Source organism: Serratia sp. CY38905, assembly GCF_052168875.1.
Classification (GTDB): domain Bacteria; phylum Pseudomonadota; class Gammaproteobacteria; order Enterobacterales; family Enterobacteriaceae; genus Serratia; species Serratia sarumanii.
The window spans coordinates 290,804-310,164 of record NZ_JBJNLV010000003.1; the positions used below are offsets into that span (position 1 = coordinate 290,804).

Sequence of the window (19,361 nt, forward strand, 5' to 3'; positions counted from 1 at the left end):
TAAATTCCCCCACGGCTGGGTTCATGCTGGCTATCTCCCGGGCATGCCGTCACAATAGCGCCTCATTCAGGCCTCAATCAGGGATTGCCATGTACAGCCACTACCCCGCCCATTACACCTTCGATCGCGACAGCGACGCCTGGCAGATCGGTTTTCACGACTTCCCCGAGTGGCAATCTGCCTGCTATAAACGCGAAGACATCGAGCTGGAAGCGCAGGAAAGCCTGCTGGCCGCCATCGCCGCCGCGATGGACGAAGGGCTGCCCCTGCCCGCCCCTTCCCCTGTGCAAACCGATGATCTGAGAGTACATCTGCCAGCGCTGGTGGCGCTGAAGGTCGAGCTGCACAACGCCATGCTGCGCAAAAACACCGGCAAAGCGGCGCTGGCGCGCAAGCTGGGATTCAACGGCGGGCAAATGGAGCGGTTGCTGGATATCGGCTACGCCTCGAAGGTTGAGGCGTTGGAGCAGGCGCTGTATCTGCTGGGCTACGAAGTGCACGTGACAATAAGCGAAGTTTGCCAATAGGTTAGCGGCAGGTAAGCGAAATATTATCCAACGGGGCTAAATTTTCCCCGTTTTGCGCCGATATGATCGCTACCTAATCACTTGTCGCAACAACGAAGGCTAAAAATGGAGTGGAGTCGCCGTCATATTTGGGCCGTTATTCTGCTGTCTTGTCTCGTTTTTTGGGTCATTTTGGCGACCGGCATCAACGCCGTCGCCTGAGCGCCTGCCGCCGCATTGCAATACCTCGATTTTATAGCCCGCTGCGGCGGGCTACTTCCTGGCGCTTGCCCATAAAAAGCGTTATAAAACAGCCCTCACTGTGCAAAAAACAGCCAAAAATTGTGATCAAAAACACAGTATTGAAATCAGACCAGTATTGAGAGTACATTAGCGCCGATCCTGTCGCGGTTCGGATTTTACCTCACGGAGCATGAGGCGCGACAACCGGACAACCCGCGCTCGAGGACGTTGTTCTTTCGCTTGGAAGAATCCGCCCGACAAGCAGGTTGCCCATAAAATACTCAGCACAACAATCGGGATCATTGCTGGCGAGGACTCCAGACAGGAGTTGTTCAGTGAAATATTTTTTGATGGGCGTGTCATTCATGCTGGTTGCCTGGGTTGGCACCTTCATGTTGATGGTTGCCTGACCGGGAACACAGCCAAAGGGACGCGCAAGCGTCCCTTTGGCGTTTCGGCTAGCGATCATTTGCCCGGCATCATGCGGCGCAGGGTGTCGTCCTTGCGCAGATAGTGATGATACAGCGCCGCCAGCGCATGCGCGCCAATGATAAAGTAGCCAACGTTTGCCAGCGTCTCATGCACCGTTTTGACCAGCCGGCGCATCACCGGATCCGGCGTCATCCACTGCGGCACCGGCCAGCCCAGCAAAGACCACGATTTGCCGCCGTAGGCCAGGGTTAACATGCCCAGCAGCGGCAACATCAGGAAGACCACGTACAGCAGCCAATGGAAGATCTTGGCGCCCACTTCCTGCCATTCCTCCAGCGGGGGCGTGATCGGCGGCGCAGCGCGGAAAGCGCGCACCGCCAACCGAATCAGCATCAGGGCAAAGACCGATACCCCGAAATTAAAGTGCAGATTTTTGACCACCGGCCCCCACGCCTCCGGCATCGAATCCTTCAGCAACATCGCCGAATAGGTGAGGATCACCAGCAGCAGCGTCAGCCAATGTAAAACGATTTGCGATCGCGCGTAGCGGTTGCTCATACACTCAATCCAAAAAATAAAACTCAGCGTAGTCGAGCATAATGGGGAAATAATGAAGAAAACCTTGGGACGGAAAAAATAAGGCCGGACGAACGCCCGGCCTGACAGGATTATTTGGCGCTGCCCGCCTTGCCCGGCTTCAACAGCCCGTCCGCGCGGAACATCGCCTTGATGCCGCGCACCGCCTGGCGGATACGGTCCTGGTTCTCGATCAGCGCGAAGCGCACGTGGGTATCGCCGTAGTCACCGAAGCCGATGCCCGGCGAGACGCAGACCTTGGCTTCCGCCAGCAGGCGTTTGGCGAACTCCAGCGAACCGAGGTGGGCATAAGGCTCGGGAATTTTCGCCCACACGTACATCGACGCCTTCGGATTTTCCACCATCCAGCCGGCCTCGTGCAGCCCCTTCACCAGCACGTTGCGGCGCTGCCGATACTGCTCGGCGATATCGCGCACGCACTGCTGATCGCCCTCCAGCGCGGCGATGGCCGCCACCTGCAGCGGCGTAAAGGTGCCGTAGTCGTGATAGCTCTTGATGCGCGCCAGCGCGCTGACCAGCTCGGGGTTGCCGACCATGAAACCGATGCGCCAGCCGGCCATGTTGTAGCTTTTCGACAGGGTGAAGAACTCCACCGCAATGTCTTTCGCTCCCGGCACCTGCATGATCGACGGCGCTTGCCAGCCGTCATAGACGATATCGGCATAGGCCAGATCGTGGATCACCAGCACGTTGTACTGCTTGGCCAGCGCCACCACCCGCTCGAAGAAATCCAGCTCCACGCACTGCGCGGTCGGGTTGGACGGGAAGCCGAGGATCATCATTTTCGGGCGCGGAATGGTTTCCCGAATGGCGCGCTCCAGCTCACCGAAGAAATCCACGCCGTCCACCAGCGGCACCGAACGCACCTGGGCGCCGGCGATCACCGCGCCGTAAATGTGGATCGGGTAGCTGGGGTTCGGCACCAGCACGGTATCGCCGTGATCGAGGGTCGCCAGCATCAGGTGCGCCAGCCCCTCTTTCGAACCGATGGTGACGATGGCTTCGCTTTCCGGATCGATATCCACCTGATAACGGTCGGCATACCAGCGCGAAATGGCGCGACGCAGGCGCGGAATGCCGCGCGAGGTGGAATAACCGTGGGTGTCGTCGCGCTGGGCGACGGCGCACAGTTTTTCCACGATGTGCGGCGGCGTCGGGCCGTCGGGGTTACCCATGCTGAAGTCGATAATATCCTCGCCGCGACGGCGCGCGGCCATCTTCAGTTCGGCAGTGATGTTGAATACGTAAGGGGGAAGACGTTCAATGCGCGTAAAACGGCGCTGTGGACTGTTATCAGCCATAGGGGATTCCTCGATAGACGTTAGCGCCCGGACCGTCCGAGCGACGCTGGCCAGCGAACTGACCGAATATCGAACATAGCGCAGCGCCGACGAGCTTGTCGATACCCGGCGCGATATTTTTATTTGCCGCCCTGAAACTCCGCCGCCAGCAGCCCAAACAGCCAGTCGTCGCACCACTGCCCCGCCAGACGGTAGTTGTCGCGCAGCGTGCCTTCAAGCTGAAAACCGCACGACTCCAGCAGGCCGCGCGAAGCGAGGTTGCCCGCGGTCACGGTGGCGGTCAGCTTGTGAAAGCCGCAGGCGTTCACCGCAAAATCCAGCACCGCCCGCAGCGACTCCTTGCCATAGCCCTTGCCCTGGCCGGAAGGCAAACTCCCGTATCCCACTTCCGCCTGCCGATACGGCACCCACTGCGGGCGAAAGCCGGTAACGCCCACCGCCTCCCCGCTGTGCTTCTCACGCATCACCAGGCACAGCCACTGCTCACCGTGTTTGTCCCAGGCCGGCAACCGCTCCTCGAACCGGGCGCGGATCTCCGCTTCGCTGCGCGGATCGGAGGTGTAACGGATCACCTCGGGATCTTGGTACAGGCGCAAAAACAGCGGCCAATCCTCGGCGGTTATCGACTGTAAGTGCAGACGTTCAGTGACCAGCTTCATAAAATCTCCGAAAAACGAAAAAGAGGAACTTACGAATGAAAGATATCTCTTTATTTTCCCCGATTGGTTGCCGATAATCATTCACGTTAAAACCACAAAACCATAACGTCTTGCCCGATTCCCTACAACCGCTCGCCGCAGTCACTCACGCGGCACGAGGAGAACACCATGGCCTCTTTAGTCATCGACGATATTCCGCAGGCGATTGTTAACGTCAAACGCCAGCTGCGCCAGGCATTGCCGAACTACCGCGACGTATTTCTGGCGCTGGAAGAGAACATCCGCGGCCAGGTCGAACAGATCCGGCGCGAGCTGGCCGCCGGCCACAATCCGGTGCCGCAGATCGACGCGGAAGATATCCTGCAGCAGCGCGTCAGCGAGCAGCAGATAGCGCTGATCAAACAGCGCGGCGCCTGCGCCATTCGCGGCGTGTTTCCCCGCGCCAAGGCCGAGGGCTGGAACCGGGAAATCGGCGACTACCTCGAGCGCAACAACTTCGTCGAGCGGTTGAAAAACGCCGCCGAAGACAACTATTTCGGCAAGCTGGCCGCCAGCAAACCGCAGATCTACGGCATCTATTGGTCGAAACCGCAGGTCGAGGCGCGGCAGGATGCGCGCATGCATGCGGTGCAGGTGTTCCTCAACAGCCTATGGGCCACCGAGAGCCACGGCAAACAGCATTTCGATCCGACCCGCGTCGCCACCTATGCCGATCGTACCCGCCGCCGCCCGCCGAACTCCTCGTCGCTGGGTCTGTCGCCGCACGTCGACAGCGGCACCATCGAGCGCTGGCTGGACGAAAACTTCCGCTATGTGTATCGCCACGTTTTCTCCGGCGACTGGCAGCAGTACGATCCCTTCGCCGCCGACGGCCGCACCGAGGTGCGCGAGATAGCCTCGCCAGCGGTCTGTTCGATGTTCCGCACCTTCCAGGGTTGGACGGCGCTGACGCCGCAGCGCACCAATGCCGGCACGCTGAACCTGGTGCCGATCGCCAATGCCATGGCCTATGTGCTGCTGCGCGCGCTGCAGGACGACGTCGCAGACGACGATTTGTGCGATGCGGCGCCGGGCCGCGCGCTGTCGATCTCGGAAAAATGGCATCCCCTTTTATTAAGTGGGATTTCCCCTATTCCCGATCTGGAGCCGGGCGACACGGTATTTTGGCACTGCGACGTGATCCACGCGGTGGAGAACGAGCATAACGGTGAGTTCGACAGCAACGTGATGTACATCGCCGCCGCGCCGGGCTGCGAGAAAAACGACGCCTATCTGCAGCGCCAGCTGCCGAGCTTTATCGACGGCAGAACGCCGCCGGACTTCGCCCCCGACGACTTCGAGGTGGATTTCGACGGCCGCGCCACCGCCGACCTGCTGACGCCGCTGGGCAAAGCGCAGCTCGGCATGGGCTGATCCCCCGCCCGTGGCGCGCGCCACGGGCCCCTTTCGCTGTGGTATACTGCCGCCATCCGTAGGCCGCAGCGAGAACCCGTCGTGCACCCTTTTTTTGAAATGCTGTTGGCGGTGTTTGATCGCGCCGCGCTGATGTTGATCTGTCTGTTTTTCCTGACCCGCACCCGGCTGTTCCGCCAACTGCTGCAAAAAGAAGACCATACGCCGCTCGAGCTCGGCATCGTCACGGCGATCTTCTCGCTGTTCGCGCTGTTCAGCACCTACTCCGGCATCAACGTCGAAGGGTCGCTGGTCAACGTGCGCGTCATCGCCATCATGGCCGGCGGCATCCTGTTCGGCCCCTGGGTGGGGATCGTCACCGGCATCGTCGCCGGGGTGCATCGCTATCTGATCGACATCGGCGGCATCACCTCGGTGCCTTGCCTTATCACCAGCATCATCGCCGGCATCAGCGCCGGCTACATCAACCTCAAGGTGAAAAAAGAGCAGCGCTGGCGCGCCGGCATCGTCGGCGGCATGCTGTGCGAATCCCTCACCATGCTGCTGATCGTGCTGTGGGCCAAGCCGACCGAGCTTGGGTTGGACATCGTGTCGCAGATTGCCCTGCCGATGATCCTCGGCACGGTGTGCATCGGCCTGATCGTGCTGCTGGTGCAGAGCGTCGAGGATGAAAAAGAGGTGATCGCCGCGCGCCAGGCCAAGCTGGCGCTGGATATCGCCCACAAGACGCTGCCCTATTTCCGCAACATCAACAGCGAATCGCTGGCCACCATCTGCGATATCATCCGCCAGGACATCCGCGCCGACGCGGTGGCGATCACCGATACCCATCAGGTGCTGGCCTACGTCGGCGTAGGGCGCGAAGCCTACCCGATCGGCCGCGAAGGGCTGAGCCGCGTCACCCGCGAAAGCATTCGCCACGGCAAAATCATCATCAAGAACAACCTGGAAAACCCGGCCGCGCCGCAGATCCATTCGCAGCTGGTGGTGCCGCTGTGGGAAAAAGGCGAAGTGACCGGCGCGCTGAAAATTTACTACTGCCACGCCCACCAGATCACCAACACGCTGAAGGTGATGGCGGTCGGGCTGTCGCAGATCATCTCCACGCAGATCGAGGTTTCCCGCATCGAGCATCTGCGCCAGATGGCGGACAAAGCCGAAATGCGCGCGCTGCAGAGCAAGATCAACCCGCACTTCCTGTTCAACGCGCTGAACGCCATCTCTTCCTCTATCCGCCTGAATCCGGACACCGCGCGCCAGCTGATCATCAATCTGTCGCGCTACCTGCGCTACAACCTGGAGCTGAACGACGAACTGATCGATATCCGCAAGGAGCTGCATCAGATTCAGGACTATATCGCCATCGAACAGGCGCGCTTCGGCGCCAAGCTGACGGTGATTTACGACATCGACGACGATGTCTCGGTGCGCATTCCCAGCCTGCTGATCCAGCCGCTGGTGGAAAACGCCATCGTGCACGGCATCCAGCCCTGCAAGGGTAAAGGGGTGGTGGTGATCGCGGTGAAAGATCAGGGCGATCGGGTGAAGATTTCGGTGAAGGATACCGGCCACGGCATCAATCAGGAAACCATCGACCGGGTGGCGCGCAACGAGATGCCGGGCCACAATATCGGCCTGCTCAACGTGCACCACCGCGTGTCGCTGCTGTACGGTGAAGGGCTGCATATCCGCCGCCTGGAGCCGGGCACCGAAATCGCGTTCTACATCAGCAAAAACGGCGGCAAGCTGCATCAGGAACCGAGCGCGCCGCCGGTCGGGGAGGCCTCATGAAAGCCATCATCGTGGAAGACGAATTCCTCGCGCAGGAAGAACTCAGCTACCTGATCAAGAAACACAGCAATATCGATATCGTCGCCAGCTTCGAGGACGGCCTCGACGTCCTGAAATACCTGCAAACCCACCAGGTCGACGCCATTTTCCTCGACATCAATATCCCGTCGCTGGACGGCGTGCTGCTGGCGCAAAACATCAGCAAGTTCGCGCATCGCCCGTCGATCGTGTTCATCACCGCCTATAAAGAGCACGCGGTGGAAGCGTTCGAGATCGAGGCGTTCGACTACATCCTCAAGCCCTATCACGAGGCGCGCATCGTCACCATGCTGCAAAAGCTGGAGGCGCTGCACCAGCGCCCCGCCGGTGGGGCGGAACCGGCCAGCGCGCCGAGCCGCGGCAGCCACAGCATCAACCTGATCAAAGACGAGCGGATCATCGTTACCGACATCAACGACATCTACTACGCCGCCGCCGATGAAAAGGTGACGCGGGTCTATACCCGCCGTGAAGAGTTCGTGATGCCGATGAACATCACCGAGTTTTACGGCCGGCTGCCGGAAGCGCATTTCTTCCGCTGCCATCGCTCTTACTGCGTTAACCTGGCGAAGATCCGCGAGATCGTGCCCTGGTTCAACAATACCTACATTCTGCGGCTAAGCGATCTTGAGTTTGAAGTGCCGGTCAGCCGCAGCAAGGTGAAAGAGTTTCGCCAGCTGATGCGCCTGTAAGCGCTTACCAGCGTGGGCCCGGACGGTAGTAATAGCCGGGCGGCGGCGGTGGCGGCATGCGGTAATGCGGCCGATCTCGCCAGTCGCGCCGCGGCGGCCCGTAGTAAATCACCCGTGGCGGCGGGCCATAGTAGTACCCGCGCGGGCGTTCATGCCGGTGGTGATCGGCCCACCAGCGCGGATCGCGCCAGCGATAGCCGTCCCAGTAGTGGCCGCGATTATCGCGATCGCCGATATGCAACGACAGGCCCGGCACGTTCACACCGATGGACACGTCGGCCTGGCTCGCCAGCGGCAGCGCCAGCAGCGCGGCCAGTAACAACAGCGTTTTTTTCATTTCATGGACTCCTGCAGAGCGGACCTCGTCCGATCGCAGATAACATAGTCCCGCGCTCATCGCCGCTCTATAGGCGCAATGCCGATTTACGCCTTTCAGACGCATCCTTCACAATCTCACCACAATCGTTCACCGGCAGTTAACAATAAATCGTTGATATCTTTGATGTAGATCACGTGTCACCCACGGCATTTCACGCGCTTTTCGGCGCAAAAACGGCAACTCACGCCGCATAACATGCATTTCATTCCTTCCGCCGTGCAACTCATTCCCGATCCGCCGCCCGCCGGGGGGGCCGGCCATATAATAAGCCCATACCGCGGGAACACAGCTTCACCCCGCAAATTTCAGCCAGCGGCTCACGCCCGGCAACGCACACACAGGAAGGAGACCGGCCATGAACACCAAACCGGCAAATCGCAGCTTAATCGTTCTCGGCACCATCATCTGTCAGATGGGCCTGGGCACCATCTACACCTGGAGCCTGTTCAATCAGCCGCTGGTCGACAAGTTCCACTGGGGGCTGGCGGACGTCGCCACCACCTTCTCCATCACCAGCTTCTTCCTGGCCTTCGCCACGCTGTTCGCCGGCAAGCTGCAAGAGCGCTTCGGCATCCGCAACCTGACGCTGTGTTCCGGCATTCTGGTCGGCCTGGGCCTGATCGCCAGCGCCCACGTCAGCTCGCTCGACATGATCTACCTGCTGGCCGGCGTGGTGGTGGGCTTTGCGGTCGGTATCGCCTACATCTCCACCCTGTCCAACCTGATTAAGTGGTTCCCGGCCAATAAAGGCCTGATTTCCGGCATCTCCGTCGGCGCATTCGGCAGCGGCAGCCTGTTGTTCAAATACGTCAACGCCGCCCTGATCGCCGACGTCGGCGTTTCCGGCGCCTTCTTCTACTGGGGTGCCATCGTGATGGGTCTGATCGTCGTCGGTTCCCTGCTGCTGAAAGAGCCGGTGCTGGCGACCAACGCCGCGCAGCAAGGCGCCAACGGTCTGGGCAACGACTTCAGCGTGCGCCAGATGCTGGCCACCAAAGAAGCCTACCTGCTGTTCACCATCTTCTTCGCGGCCTGCATGAGCGGTCTGTACCTCATCGGCATCGTGAAAGACATGGGCGTTCAACTGGCCGGGATGGATTTGGCCACCGCCGCCAACACCGTGTCCGCCGTCGCCATCTTCAACACCGCCGGCCGCATCATCCTGGGTACGCTGTCCGATAAAGTGGGCCGCATGCGCGTCATCAGCTTCACCATGCTGGTTACCGTGCTGGCGATTGTCGCGCTGAGCTTCATGCCCCTGAACCACACGCTGTTCTTCATCTGCGTCGGCGCGGTGGCCTTCTGCTTCGGCGGCAACATCACCGTGTTCCCGGCAATTGTCGGCGACTTCTTCGGCCTGAAAAACCACAGCAAAAACTACGGCATCATCTACCAGGGCTTCGGCCTGGGCGCGCTGGCCGGTTCGTTCGTCGCCAAATACTTCGGCGGCTTCCACGCCACCTTCATGGTGATTGGCGTCCTGTCCGCCGCCTCCCTGCTGATTACGCTGTTCATCAAAGCGCCGAAAGCGGTGGAAGCGGAAACGGCAGAAACCGCCCAGACGGCGGAATTGGCCAAAGCCTGATCCCCCGCGAAAACGACAAGGGGCGCAACCTGCGGGTTGCGCCCCCTTTTTTTATTACTTCATCTCTGGGCTTACAGCTGCATGCCCAGCGTCTGGCGCAGATGCGCGCCGGCACCCAGCAGGCCCGGCTGGCCGTGCGTTATCATGAACACCGGGATGTCGCGCACATAGTCACGGAAACGCCCTTTGTCTTCGAAGGCGGCGCGGAAGCCCGAGGCCTTGAAGAATTCCATAAAGCGCGGCACGATGCCGCCGGCGATGTACACGCCGCCAAAGGTGCCCAGATTCAGCGCCAGGTTGCCGCCGAAGCGCCCCATGATCACGCAAAACAGCGACAGCGCGCGGCGGCAATCGATGCAGCTGTCGGCCAGCGCCCGCTCGGTGATGTCCTTCGGCTCCCATTTTTCCGGCAGGCGGTTGTCCGCCTTGACGATGGCGCGATACAGATTGACCAGACCCGGCCCGGATAGCACGCGCTCGGCGGAAACGTGCCCCACTTCACCGCGCAGCACCTCCAGAATGATGTCCTCTTCTTCGCTGTTCGGCGCGAAATCGACATGGCCGCCCTCGCCCGGCAGGCTGACCCAGCGGCGATCGACGTGCACCAGGTGGGCGACGCCCAGCCCTGTGCCGGCGCCGTACACCGCGATCGGTTTGCCCGGCTGCGCATCGCCGCCGCCAAACTGCAGCACGTCATCCGGCGAAAGCATCGGGATCGCCATCGAGACGGCGGTGAAATCGTTGATCACTTCCAGGTGGCTCAGCCCCAGGCTGGCCTTCATTTCTTTGATCGAGAACGCCCAGCTGTGGTTGGTCATCGCCACCCAGTCTTCGGTCACCGGGCAGGCGATCGCGATACAGGCGTCCTGCACCTCGATATCGCACGCTTTCAGGTATTGGCGGATCACCGCCTCCAGGCTGTCGAACTCCAGGCCGGAATAGGTTTTCGCCTGGGTAATTTCACCCGTCGCAACAGTGCACAACGCCAGGCGGGCATTGGTGCCGCCAACATCACCCACGAGGGCATAGGTCATTGATTTCGTCTCCGCAAAATGAAAAATAAAAAGCTGCCCACACTGTAAAATCCTGCTGCGAAAACAACAATCACCCGCCCCGGATCTGCACCCCAATAGCGATCCGGATCACAAAAAACGTTTCAGCTTGCCCGCGACGCCGCGCCTTGAAACAAATTGCGGCAAAAAACGCCCCCAGGCGACTGTTAACCGTCATCGCCGCCGGGCAATATCAATGCGTGCCTGCGCGCCGATAGTCTGGCAAGCTGTGGCCACAGCCCAACCACCCGCTCTCCCTGCCCTGTAGGGAGGCATCGACAAGGGATTACCCATGCTGCATCCGCGCGCCAATGCCATGTTGGCCTTTGCTTTGCCTGCGCTGATTATCGGTTCCGCTTCCAGTCTGGTGCTGCTGCTGGTGATGAAAGTCGCCGCCGCGCTGCAGCAATTACTGTGGGTGACGCTGCCCGATGCGCTGAGCCTGGATGCCCAGTCGCCCTGGTGGCCGGTCGCGATGCTGACGCTGACCGGCGTGGCGGTGGGCCTTATCGTGCGCTATATGCCGGGCCACGCCGGGCCGGACCCGGCGACGGAATCGCTGATCGGCATGCCGCTGCCGCTCTCCGCCCTGCCGGGGCTGGGGTTGGCGCTGATCGTCGGCCTGGCCGGCGGCGTCAGCCTGGGGCCGGAGAACCCGATCACCGCCATCAATATCGCGCTGGTAGCGGCCGCCGGTGCACGCCTGCTGCCGAAGGTGCCGCGCATGGACTGGATCATCCTGGCGGCCGCGGGCACCATCGGCGCGATGTTCGGCACGCCGGTCGCCGCCGCGCTGATCTTCTCGCAAACCCTGGCGGGCAATAACGAAACGCCGCTGTGGGATCGCCTGTTCGCCCCGCTGGTGGCCGCCGCCGCCGGCGCGGTCACCACCCAGATGTTCTTCGTGCCCAATTTCGCCCTGCAGCTCGACGCCTACGACGTGACGCGGCTGCCGGACATCTTCAGCGGCGCCATCGTGGCGCTGATCGCCATCGCGCTCGGCATGGTGGCGCTGTGGTGCTTCCCGCACGTTCACCGCCTGTTCCATTCGATGAAGAATCCGGTGTTGATGTTAGGGCTGGGGGGTTTTGTGCTGGGCCTGCTGGCGCTGGTGGGCGGAGAGATTACCCTGTTCAAAGGGCTGGATGAAATGAAGCGCCTCGCGCAAGACGACGGCTATTCGGTGCCGGCGCTGTTGGCCATTACCCTGACCAAGCTGGCGGCGCTGGTGATCGCCGCCGCCAGCGGCTTTCGCGGCGGGCGCATCTTCCCGGCGGTGTTCGTCGGCGTGGCGCTGGGGCTGATGCTGCACCAGCACGTTCCGGCGGTGCCGGCGGCGATCACCGTCTCCTGCGCCATCATGGGGCTGGTGCTGGTGGTGACGCGCGACGGCTGGCTCAGCCTGTTCATGGCGGTGGCGGTGGTGCCGGATCTGCACCTGCTGCCGGTCTTGTGCATCGTGATGCTGCCCGCCTGGCTGGCGCTGGCGGGCAAACCGCTGATGCTGGTGAACCGCCGGCAACCGCCGCACGACGATTAGGCCAGCGCGAACGCCGCGGCGGCACGGGCGTGGATCGCGGTGGTGTCGAACACCGGCACCGAGGCATCCTGCTCGCTCACCAACAACCCTATCTCGGTGCAGCCGAAAATAATCCCCTGCGCGCCCTGCTGCTCCAGATCGCTGATGATCCGGCGATACTCGTCGCGCGAGGCGTCGCGAATTTTACCGAGGCACAGTTCGTCATAGATGATGCGGTGTACGATGTCGCGATCGGCGCTGACCGGCGTCACCACCTCAATACCGTGCAATTCCTGCAGGCGGCCACGGTAGAAGGTCTGCTCCATGGTAAAGCGCGTGCCCAGCAGCCCGACGCGGCGAATGTTTTTTTCCCGCACCTGCAGCGCCGTGGCGTCGGCGATGTGGATCAGCGGCAGGCCGCTGGCCTGCTCGACCGCCTCCGCCACCTTGTGCATGGTGTTGGTGCAGATCACGATGGCTTCGGCGCCGGCGGCGCGCAACGCCACCGCGGCGGCGGCCAGCAATCGGCCGGCGCCGTCCCAATCGCCCTGATGCTGCAATCGCTCGATCTCCTGAAAATCGACGCTGTAGAGCACGATTTTGGCCGAATGCAGCCCGCCGAGGCGCGCCTTTACCTGCTCGTTGATGGTGCGGTAATACGGAATGGTGGATTCCCAGCTCATGCCACCCAGCAAGCCCAACACTTTCATTTTTCTTTCCTCAGCCTGTTGCGACAATCCTCTGACCTTACCTGAGAATCGCCGGGCTGACGACGCCTTATTCAGCGCCGGAATTGATCGGCTGGCGCGCTTCGAACCAGCGCTGGCGCAGCGTGTCGTACAGCCAGTTATAGGCCATGGTGTACGGCAGGAAGAACAGGAAGAAACCGATCTCCAGCATAAAGGCCTGCAATACGGAAATATTCAGCATCCAGGCGGCGATCGGCACGCCGATCAGGATAAAACCGGCTTCAAAGCCGACGGCGTGCAGCACACGCACCTTCAGGTTGCGGACGACCCGGCTGACCGGCCACAGACGGTCGAACACCGTGTTGTAAACCATATTCCAGACCATGGCGATGGTCGCCAAGGCCACCGCCAATGCGCCGATTTGCACCATCGAACGATTAAGCAGCCATGCCCCCAGTGGAGAAACGATCATTACGGCAATCACCTCGAAACCGACGGCGTGGACGATACGTTCAATGAGAGACTTGTTTTGCAGTTGCATACATCACCTTTTTTCCGACAGTTGTTGCGAAAGTCAGGTGATTATCATCGCTTTTTTGGGTAGATTAAAAATAGATACCATCGATAAAGTAGATAGTTTATGCACTATTCCCCGGAAGCGCTGCACGCGTTTGTCGAAGCCGCCGCCCTCGGCTCGTTTTCCGCCGCCGCGCGCAAGCTGCGCAAAAGCCAATCCACCATCAGCACCGCCATCGCCAATCTGGAGGCCGACCTGGCATTGACGCTGTTCGATCGCAGCGCGCGCCAGCCGGTGCTCACCGCCGCCGGCCGCAAAGTGCTGGGGCATGTGCAGGCGATCCTCGCCGCCAGCGAGCGGCTCGACGCCCTGAGCATTCAACTGGCGGGCGAGGTCGAACCGCGCCTGAGCATGGTGTTCTCCGATACCTATCAACCCAAGCATCACGATCAATTGATGCAACAATTCGAACTGCGTTACCCGGAGATTGAGCTGGAGTGGATGATCGCCGAAGATGGCGACGTTATCGATTTGCTGCAAAGCGGCCGCGCGCATTTGGGCATGGTGGAAGTGCAAAAAAGCTACCCGCCGGATATCGCCTTCTCTCGTTTGCCGGAACAAACCGACATGGGGCTGTTTGTCGCCCACCAGCATCCGCTGGCGCAGGCCGCCGCGCCGACGCCGGAGCAGTTGTCCAGCACCCGACAGCTGATCCTGAACACCTACACCGGCGCCGAAGCGGCCAGACAAGGCGGCCTGGTTTGGTCGGCGCCCAGCTATCTGCTGCTGCTGGAGATGGCGGAACAGGGGTTCGGCTGGGCGGTGTTGCCGCACTGGCTGGTGCAACAATACGGCCACAATATGCTGACCGAGCTGCGGCCGCGCGGCTGGCCGAAAATGATCTCGGTGGATGCGGTATGGTCAAAACTGACCCCGCCGGGCCCGGCGGGGTTCTGGGTGCTGAAGCGCCTGCTGGGCGATTCCCTGCCTTAAGCGGCGGCGTTGCGCGCCTGAATGGCGCGCGAAACGGTGTCGAGCAGCTCGGGAATGTCCATCTTCGGCAGCATCACTTCAATGAAGGCCAGCCGATCGCCGTCGGCTACCTCGCGCAGCGCCTGGCGCAAGCCGTCCGAATCGCTGACCCGCAGCGCCTTCACCGGCCGCTCGCCGGCCAGCGCAGGCGGCAACTGCGTCCAGTTCCAGCACGCGATGTCGTTATAACGTTGCTCCGGCCCGTGGATGGCGCGCTCGACGGTATATCCCTGATTATTCAGCACGAAGATCACCGGTTTAAGCCCGTCGCGCAGCATCGAACCCAGCTCCTGCACGGTCAGCTGCGCGGCGCCGTCGCCAATCAGCAGCACTGCCCGGCGCTGCGGTTCGGCGGTCTGCACGCCGAACGTCGCCGGCAGGGTATAGCCGATCGATCCCCAGAGCGACTGCACGATCAACCGGCAGCCGCGCGGCAACGTCAGCGCCGCCGCACCAAAACAGGCGGTGCCCTGATCGGCCAGCACGATATCCCCGGGCCGCAGGAAATCCTGCATCTGCCGCCAGAAGGCGTGCTGATCCAGCCCTTCCCCATCGCCTTCCGGCAGCGCCGGGCGGACGATCGGCGGCAACGGCCAACGCGACGCCAGCGACAGGCTCAGGCGATGCAGCGCCCGCACCGCCTCGCGCATCGGAATGCGGCTAAAGCGCTGCCGCCCGACCCAGGCTTCGAACGGCTGAATGTCGATGCATTTTTCCACCGGCAGATGATGCGTGAAACCGGCGGTAATGGTGTCGGTCAAACGCACGCCGACGTTGATCACCACATCGGCGTTTTCGATAAGCTGTTTCACCGCCGGATCGCTGGCACCGCCGCAGTAGGTACCGACAAAACCGGCGCGGTTCTCATCCAGCACGCCTTTGCCGAGCAGCAGCGTAGCGTGCGGAATGTTGACCTCCTGCAGCCACTCGTCCAGCGCCGCTTCGGCGCCGAAGCGATCGGCCAGGAAATCCGCCAGCAGCGATACCCGCCGCGCCGACAGCAGCTTTTCGCGCGCCGCGGCGATAAACGCCTGCAATGCGCTACGCGACAGTTTGGCCTGGCGCAGCATCAGCGGCGCCGGTTTACTCGGCAGCGGCGCCTGTGCGACGTCGCTGGGCAACATCAGGTAAACCGGGCGATGTTCCAGCAAGGCGGCGCAGATCAGGCGGTCGATCTCCTCTGCGGCGTTGTCGGCAGTCAGGTCGGCCTGCGCGACGGTCACCTCTTTGGCTATGCGGGCGAAGTGGGTGAAGTCGCCATCCCCCAGCGAATGGTGCAGCAAATCACCGGCGCGCTGAGCGCGCTGCGCCGGCGTGCCGACCACGTGGATCACCGGCAGGTATTCGGCGTAGCTGCCGGCCACCCCGTTTAACGCGCTCAGCTCGCCGACGCCAAAGGTGGTGAGCAGCGCGGCCGCCGGTTTGCAGCGCGCATAGCCGTCGGCGGCGTAGGCGGCGTTCAGCTCGTTGGCGCAGCCTACCCAGGTGATTTGCGGATGGGCGAGGACGTGATCGAGGAATTGCAGGTTGTAATCCCCCGGCACGCCGAAGAAATGACGGATGCCGATTTGGGCCAGACGATCGAGCAGATAATCGGCCACCGTATAGGTCTGAGTCATGATCATCACCTGTCTGCAGCTGGAGCGATTACCTTTAAGTATCGAAGATTCTGTTCAAATTTCGAACAGGGATTCCTGCATCGATCGGCAACCTGGCGTTACATGCCGGCGCTGTGATCGCTCCCCCGGCAGCGCGGTGTGAAAGCGTATACACTCAAAACACTTCACCTCTCGCCGACAAGGATAACTATGTCCTACCCCGCCTCCCCCTCACGTTATCAAGACATGGAATACCGGCGCTGCGGCCGCAGCGGGCTGAAGCTGCCCGCCGTCTCGCTCGGACTGTGGCACAATTTCGGCGACGCCACGCTGTACGACAACGCCCGCGGCCTGATCCGCTGCGCCTTCGATCGCGGCATTACCCATTTCGATCTGGCCAATAACTACGGCCCGCCGCCCGGCGCCGCCGAGGAGAACTTTGGCCGCATACTCAACGCCGATCTGCGGGCCTGGCGCGATGAGTTGATCGTCTCATCCAAAGCCGGTTACACCATGTGGCCCGGCCCCTACGGTGATTGGGGCTCGAAAAAGTACCTGGTCGCCAGCCTCGATCAGAGCCTGAAGCGCATGGGGCTGGACTATGTGGATATCTTTTATCATCATCGGCCGGATCCGGAGACGCCGCTGGAAGAAACCATGGCGGCGCTGGATTTGTTGGTGCGCCAGGGCAAAGCGCTGTATGTCGGCCTGTCCAACTACCCGGCCGAGCGCGCGCGGCAGGCATTCGACATTCTGCAAGGGCTCGGCACGCCGTGCGTGATCCACCAGCCGAAGTATTCGATGTTGGAACGCGGGCCGGAGACGGCGCTGCTGGATACGCTGGCGGAGCATGGCGTCGGCTCGATCGCCTTCTCGCCGCTGGCGGGCGGCCTGCTGACCGACCGCTACCTGCACGGCGTTCCGCAAGATTCCCGCGCCGCCAGCGGCAGCCGCTTCCTGCAGCCGGAGCAGTTGACCGCCGAGCGGCTGGACAAGGTGCGCCGCCTCGATGCGCTGGCGCGGCAACGCGGGCAGAAGCTGTCGCAAATGGCGCTGGCCTGGGTGCTGCGCGGCGATCGCGTTACCTCGGTGCTGATCGGCGCCAGCAAGAATGCGCAGATAGAAGACGCGGTGGGCATGCTGGCCAATCGCCACTTCAGTGAAGAAGAACTCGCGCAGATCGAGAAAATCTTATTGTAATCGCTTACAAATCCCGCCGCTCAATCGAGCGGCGATACCCCAGAAAAATCTCAAATCTTGGCCTTTGTCGCCGTTTTCAGAGTGGCTCTCAGATTCAACCCCATGCGCCGGCGCTATGATGCCGATATTGCAGCAAAAATAACGATAAGGCCGCTTTTTTAAACTGATGAACGCGCTTCATAAAGTGACAAACGGCCAGGCCGCGCAAGCGGAAAGGAGAAGTCATGTTTAAACCTCTGCTCTTGGCCGCCATCTTGGCGGCGACGGTACTGCCCGCCGCACAGCAGGCGCACGCCGAAGGGATCAGCATCGATCTGATGCCGGGCGTTTCACTGCGCATCGGCGATCGGGACAATCGCGGCCGTTACTGGGACGGTTACGACTGGCGCGATCGCGACTGGTGGCAAGGCCATCAGGGGCGCTATCTCGGCGACCGCAGCCGCCGCGGTTACTACTGGGACGGCTATCGCTGGCGCGACCGCGACTACTGGCGCAAACACTATTACTATCATGAAGGACGCTATCGTAAATACGACAGGCATTACGATAAGCACCACTGGAAGAAAGAGAAAAAGCACCACCACGATCATGACCGCGATCGCTGGCGCCGCCACGGCGATGACGACCGCGATTAACGACGACGGGCCGGCGCAATGCCGGCCCGCGCTATTTTCGCCTACAGCACGCTGCCGATCAGCAGGTAGCCGTTCAATCCCACCACCACCAGCACGATCAGCTTGCCCAGGTTTTGCACCACAGGGCCGTTGACCATCTCCCCCATCAGCGCCCGATTGCCGGTGAAAGCCAGCAGCGGCACCAGCGCCAGCGCAATGCCGAAGCTGAGCAGCACCTGGCTCAGCACCAGAATGCGCGTGGCGTCCATCCCCAGCATGATGACGATAAACGACGGCAGCATGGTCACCGCACGCCGCAGCCACAGCGGAATATGGAAATGCACGAACCCCTGCATCACCACCTGCCCCGCCAGCGTGCCCACCACGGTAGAGGAGAGGCCGGCGGCCACCAGGCTCAGGCCAAACACGGTGGCGGCGGCTTGCCCGAGCAGCGGTTGCAGCGTCAGGTAGGCCACGTCGAGATCGGCGATGCCGCTGTGGCCGCTGAAATGAAACGCGGCGGCGGCGGTGGCCATCATCGCCAGGTTAACAAAACCGGCAATGGTCATGGCCACGGCGACGTCGACTTTGGTGGCGGCATAGCGCTCCGCCTTGTCGTGCTCGCCGCCGATTTGGGTGAGCGAGGAATGCAGGTAGATCACGTGCGGCATGATGGTGGCGCCCAATACCCCGGCGGCCAGAAATACCGCATCGCCGTTGGGCAGATCGGGCAGCGCCATGCCCTTCAGCAGCGGCGCGAGCTGCGGCTGAGAGAACGCCAGCTCGACGATGTAAGCGGCGGCGACGAACAGCAGCAGGCCGCCAATCACCAGCTCCAGCGGTTTTTGCCCGCGCTTTTGCAGCATCAAGATTAAAAAGGTGGCGATGCCGGTCAGCACGGCGCCCTGCAGCAGGGAAACGCCGAGCAGCAGCTTGAAGCCGATCGCCGCGCCGATAAACTCGGCCAGATCGGTCGCCATGGCGATGATCTCCGCCTGCACCCAATAGGCCCACACCGCCGGCCGCGGAAAGCGATCGCGAATGTGCTCGGCCAGATTTTTCCCGGTGGCGATGCCCAGCTTGGCGGACAACAGCTGGATCAGCATCGCCATCACGTTGGCCCAAACCACCACCCACAGCAGGCTGTAGCCGAACGAGGCGCCGGCCTGGATGTTGGTGGCGAAGTTACCGGGATCGATATAGCCGATAGCGGCGATGAAGGCAGGCCCCATCAGCGAGAGTTTGATTTTTCTGGCGGAGCGACCGGAGGTGGTTTCAACCACGCGACTGTTCAGCATATGTTGAACCCTTACTGAAATTACGTTTATCTCCACTCTATATAAATGATAATAATTATCAAGCGCATTTAGAGCGGTAAAACTTATCTCTGTAATAGCCAACATTAACGGTTTTATCGAAGGGTTCAGCGCGGAGCTTGCCGATTTCCGTGCTTTTCTGATGGGATTTTGGCTGCAATACCCCTGAAAGACAGGTTAGCACAAG

General features: G+C 61.4%; 19 protein-coding genes. 10 read left to right on the forward strand and 9 right to left on the reverse strand.

The window, feature by feature from the left end; translation table 11 throughout:
- Positions 1 to 89: 89 nt before the first annotated feature.
- Both ACJ8MK_RS10880 and ypdK read left to right on the forward strand, forming a co-directional pair.
- A complete protein-coding gene (locus ACJ8MK_RS10880; RefSeq protein WP_442517739.1) occupies positions 90 to 527 on the forward strand; it encodes a hypothetical protein in 438 nt (145 codons plus the stop codon).
- A gap of 557 nt (positions 528 to 1,084) precedes the next feature.
- Positions 1,085 to 1,159, forward strand: a complete 75-nt coding sequence (ypdK, locus tag ACJ8MK_RS10885; RefSeq protein WP_099782600.1) for a membrane protein YpdK — start codon at positions 1,085 to 1,087, stop codon at positions 1,157 to 1,159.
- Between the two features lie 55 nt (positions 1,160 to 1,214).
- Here the strand turns inward: ypdK and ACJ8MK_RS10890 are convergent, their stop codons facing one another.
- From ACJ8MK_RS10890 to ACJ8MK_RS10900, 3 genes are all read right to left on the reverse strand, one after another.
- A complete protein-coding gene (locus ACJ8MK_RS10890) occupies positions 1,215 to 1,739 on the reverse strand; it encodes a cytochrome b (RefSeq protein WP_033648106.1) in 525 nt (174 codons plus the stop codon).
- 110 nt (positions 1,740 to 1,849) lie between these two features.
- Positions 1,850 to 3,079 carry an alanine transaminase gene (gene alaC / locus ACJ8MK_RS10895; protein ID WP_033648107.1) on the reverse strand — a complete coding sequence of 410 codons (1,230 nt, stop codon included), beginning with the start codon at positions 3,077 to 3,079 and terminating at the stop codon, positions 1,850 to 1,852.
- Positions 3,080 to 3,198: 119 nt separating this feature from the next.
- Positions 3,199 to 3,738, reverse strand: a complete 540-nt coding sequence (locus tag ACJ8MK_RS10900) for a GNAT family N-acetyltransferase (RefSeq protein WP_442517740.1) — start codon at positions 3,736 to 3,738, stop codon at positions 3,199 to 3,201.
- A 168-nt stretch (positions 3,739 to 3,906) separates the two neighbouring features.
- On the opposite strand from ACJ8MK_RS10900, the gene ACJ8MK_RS10905 reads away from it, so the two are divergent.
- The 3 genes from ACJ8MK_RS10905 to ACJ8MK_RS10915 all read left to right on the forward strand — a co-directional run bounded on the left by ACJ8MK_RS10905 (position 3,907) and on the right by ACJ8MK_RS10915 (position 7,673).
- Positions 3,907 to 5,151, forward strand: a complete 1,245-nt coding sequence (locus ACJ8MK_RS10905; protein ID WP_442517741.1) for a DUF1479 domain-containing protein — start codon at positions 3,907 to 3,909, stop codon at positions 5,149 to 5,151.
- A gap of 99 nt (positions 5,152 to 5,250) precedes the next feature.
- The gene (locus ACJ8MK_RS10910; RefSeq protein ID WP_033635418.1) at positions 5,251 to 6,942 is read left to right on the forward strand and encodes a sensor histidine kinase; all 1,692 of its coding nucleotides are present in this window, start codon (positions 5,251 to 5,253) and stop codon (positions 6,940 to 6,942) included.
- Positions 6,939 to 7,673, forward strand: coding sequence for a LytR/AlgR family response regulator transcription factor (locus ACJ8MK_RS10915; protein WP_033653705.1), 735 nt, complete (start codon positions 6,939 to 6,941; stop codon positions 7,671 to 7,673). The genes ACJ8MK_RS10910 and ACJ8MK_RS10915 overlap by 4 nt, the downstream gene beginning before the upstream one ends.
- Positions 7,674 to 7,677: 4 nt before the next feature.
- Here the strand turns inward: ACJ8MK_RS10915 and ACJ8MK_RS10920 are convergent, their stop codons facing one another.
- Positions 7,678 to 8,010, reverse strand: coding sequence for a DUF2502 domain-containing protein (locus ACJ8MK_RS10920; RefSeq protein WP_103799104.1), 333 nt, complete (start codon positions 8,008 to 8,010; stop codon positions 7,678 to 7,680).
- 397 nt (positions 8,011 to 8,407) lie between these two features.
- On the opposite strand from ACJ8MK_RS10920, the gene ACJ8MK_RS10925 reads away from it, so the two are divergent.
- Positions 8,408 to 9,637 carry an L-lactate MFS transporter gene (locus ACJ8MK_RS10925; RefSeq protein WP_440482218.1) on the forward strand — a complete coding sequence of 410 codons (1,230 nt, stop codon included), beginning with the start codon at positions 8,408 to 8,410 and terminating at the stop codon, positions 9,635 to 9,637.
- A gap of 71 nt (positions 9,638 to 9,708) precedes the next feature.
- On the opposite strand, the gene glk is transcribed toward ACJ8MK_RS10925, so the two are convergent.
- Positions 9,709 to 10,671: a glucokinase gene (gene glk, locus ACJ8MK_RS10930; protein WP_033653702.1), complete on the reverse strand. Its 963-nt coding sequence runs from the start codon at positions 10,669 to 10,671 to the stop codon at positions 9,709 to 9,711.
- Between the two features lie 310 nt (positions 10,672 to 10,981).
- Between glk and ACJ8MK_RS10935 the strand changes: the two genes are divergently transcribed.
- Positions 10,982 to 12,229 carry an ion channel protein gene (locus ACJ8MK_RS10935; RefSeq protein WP_033648113.1) on the forward strand — a complete coding sequence of 416 codons (1,248 nt, stop codon included), beginning with the start codon at positions 10,982 to 10,984 and terminating at the stop codon, positions 12,227 to 12,229.
- Here the strand turns inward: ACJ8MK_RS10935 and ACJ8MK_RS10940 are convergent.
- Positions 12,226 to 12,918: an aspartate/glutamate racemase family protein gene (locus tag ACJ8MK_RS10940; protein ID WP_033653701.1), complete on the reverse strand. Its 693-nt coding sequence runs from the start codon at positions 12,916 to 12,918 to the stop codon at positions 12,226 to 12,228. The genes ACJ8MK_RS10935 and ACJ8MK_RS10940 overlap by 4 nt on opposite strands.
- Before the next feature lie 67 nt (positions 12,919 to 12,985).
- Positions 12,986 to 13,438, reverse strand: coding sequence for a multidrug/biocide efflux PACE transporter (locus ACJ8MK_RS10945; protein WP_033635424.1), 453 nt, complete (start codon positions 13,436 to 13,438; stop codon positions 12,986 to 12,988).
- 99 nt (positions 13,439 to 13,537) lie between these two features.
- Between ACJ8MK_RS10945 and ACJ8MK_RS10950 the strand changes: the two genes are divergently transcribed.
- On the forward strand, positions 13,538 to 14,407 hold the full coding sequence (locus ACJ8MK_RS10950) for a LysR family transcriptional regulator (protein ID WP_033653700.1): 870 nt from the start codon (positions 13,538 to 13,540) through the stop codon (positions 14,405 to 14,407).
- Here the strand turns inward: ACJ8MK_RS10950 and ACJ8MK_RS10955 are convergent.
- Positions 14,404 to 16,065 (reverse strand): alpha-keto acid decarboxylase family protein, encoded by a 1,662-nt coding sequence (locus ACJ8MK_RS10955; RefSeq protein ID WP_442517742.1) that lies wholly within the window; start codon positions 16,063 to 16,065, stop codon positions 14,404 to 14,406. The genes ACJ8MK_RS10950 and ACJ8MK_RS10955 overlap by 4 nt on opposite strands.
- A gap of 189 nt (positions 16,066 to 16,254) precedes the next feature.
- On the opposite strand from ACJ8MK_RS10955, the gene mgrA reads away from it, so the two are divergent.
- Both mgrA and ACJ8MK_RS10965 read left to right on the forward strand, forming a co-directional pair.
- Entirely contained in the window at positions 16,255 to 17,244 is a 990-nt protein-coding gene (gene mgrA, locus ACJ8MK_RS10960; RefSeq protein ID WP_101427193.1) for an L-glyceraldehyde 3-phosphate reductase, read from the forward strand.
- Positions 17,245 to 17,468: 224 nt separating this feature from the next.
- Positions 17,469 to 17,879, forward strand: a complete 411-nt coding sequence (locus ACJ8MK_RS10965) for a DUF2502 domain-containing protein (RefSeq protein ID WP_049195598.1) — start codon at positions 17,469 to 17,471, stop codon at positions 17,877 to 17,879.
- Between the two features lie 41 nt (positions 17,880 to 17,920).
- Here the strand turns inward: ACJ8MK_RS10965 and ACJ8MK_RS10970 are convergent, their stop codons facing one another.
- Positions 17,921 to 19,156: an Nramp family divalent metal transporter gene (locus tag ACJ8MK_RS10970; protein ID WP_033635427.1), complete on the reverse strand. Its 1,236-nt coding sequence runs from the start codon at positions 19,154 to 19,156 to the stop codon at positions 17,921 to 17,923.
- Positions 19,157 to 19,361: the final 205 nt, after the last annotated feature.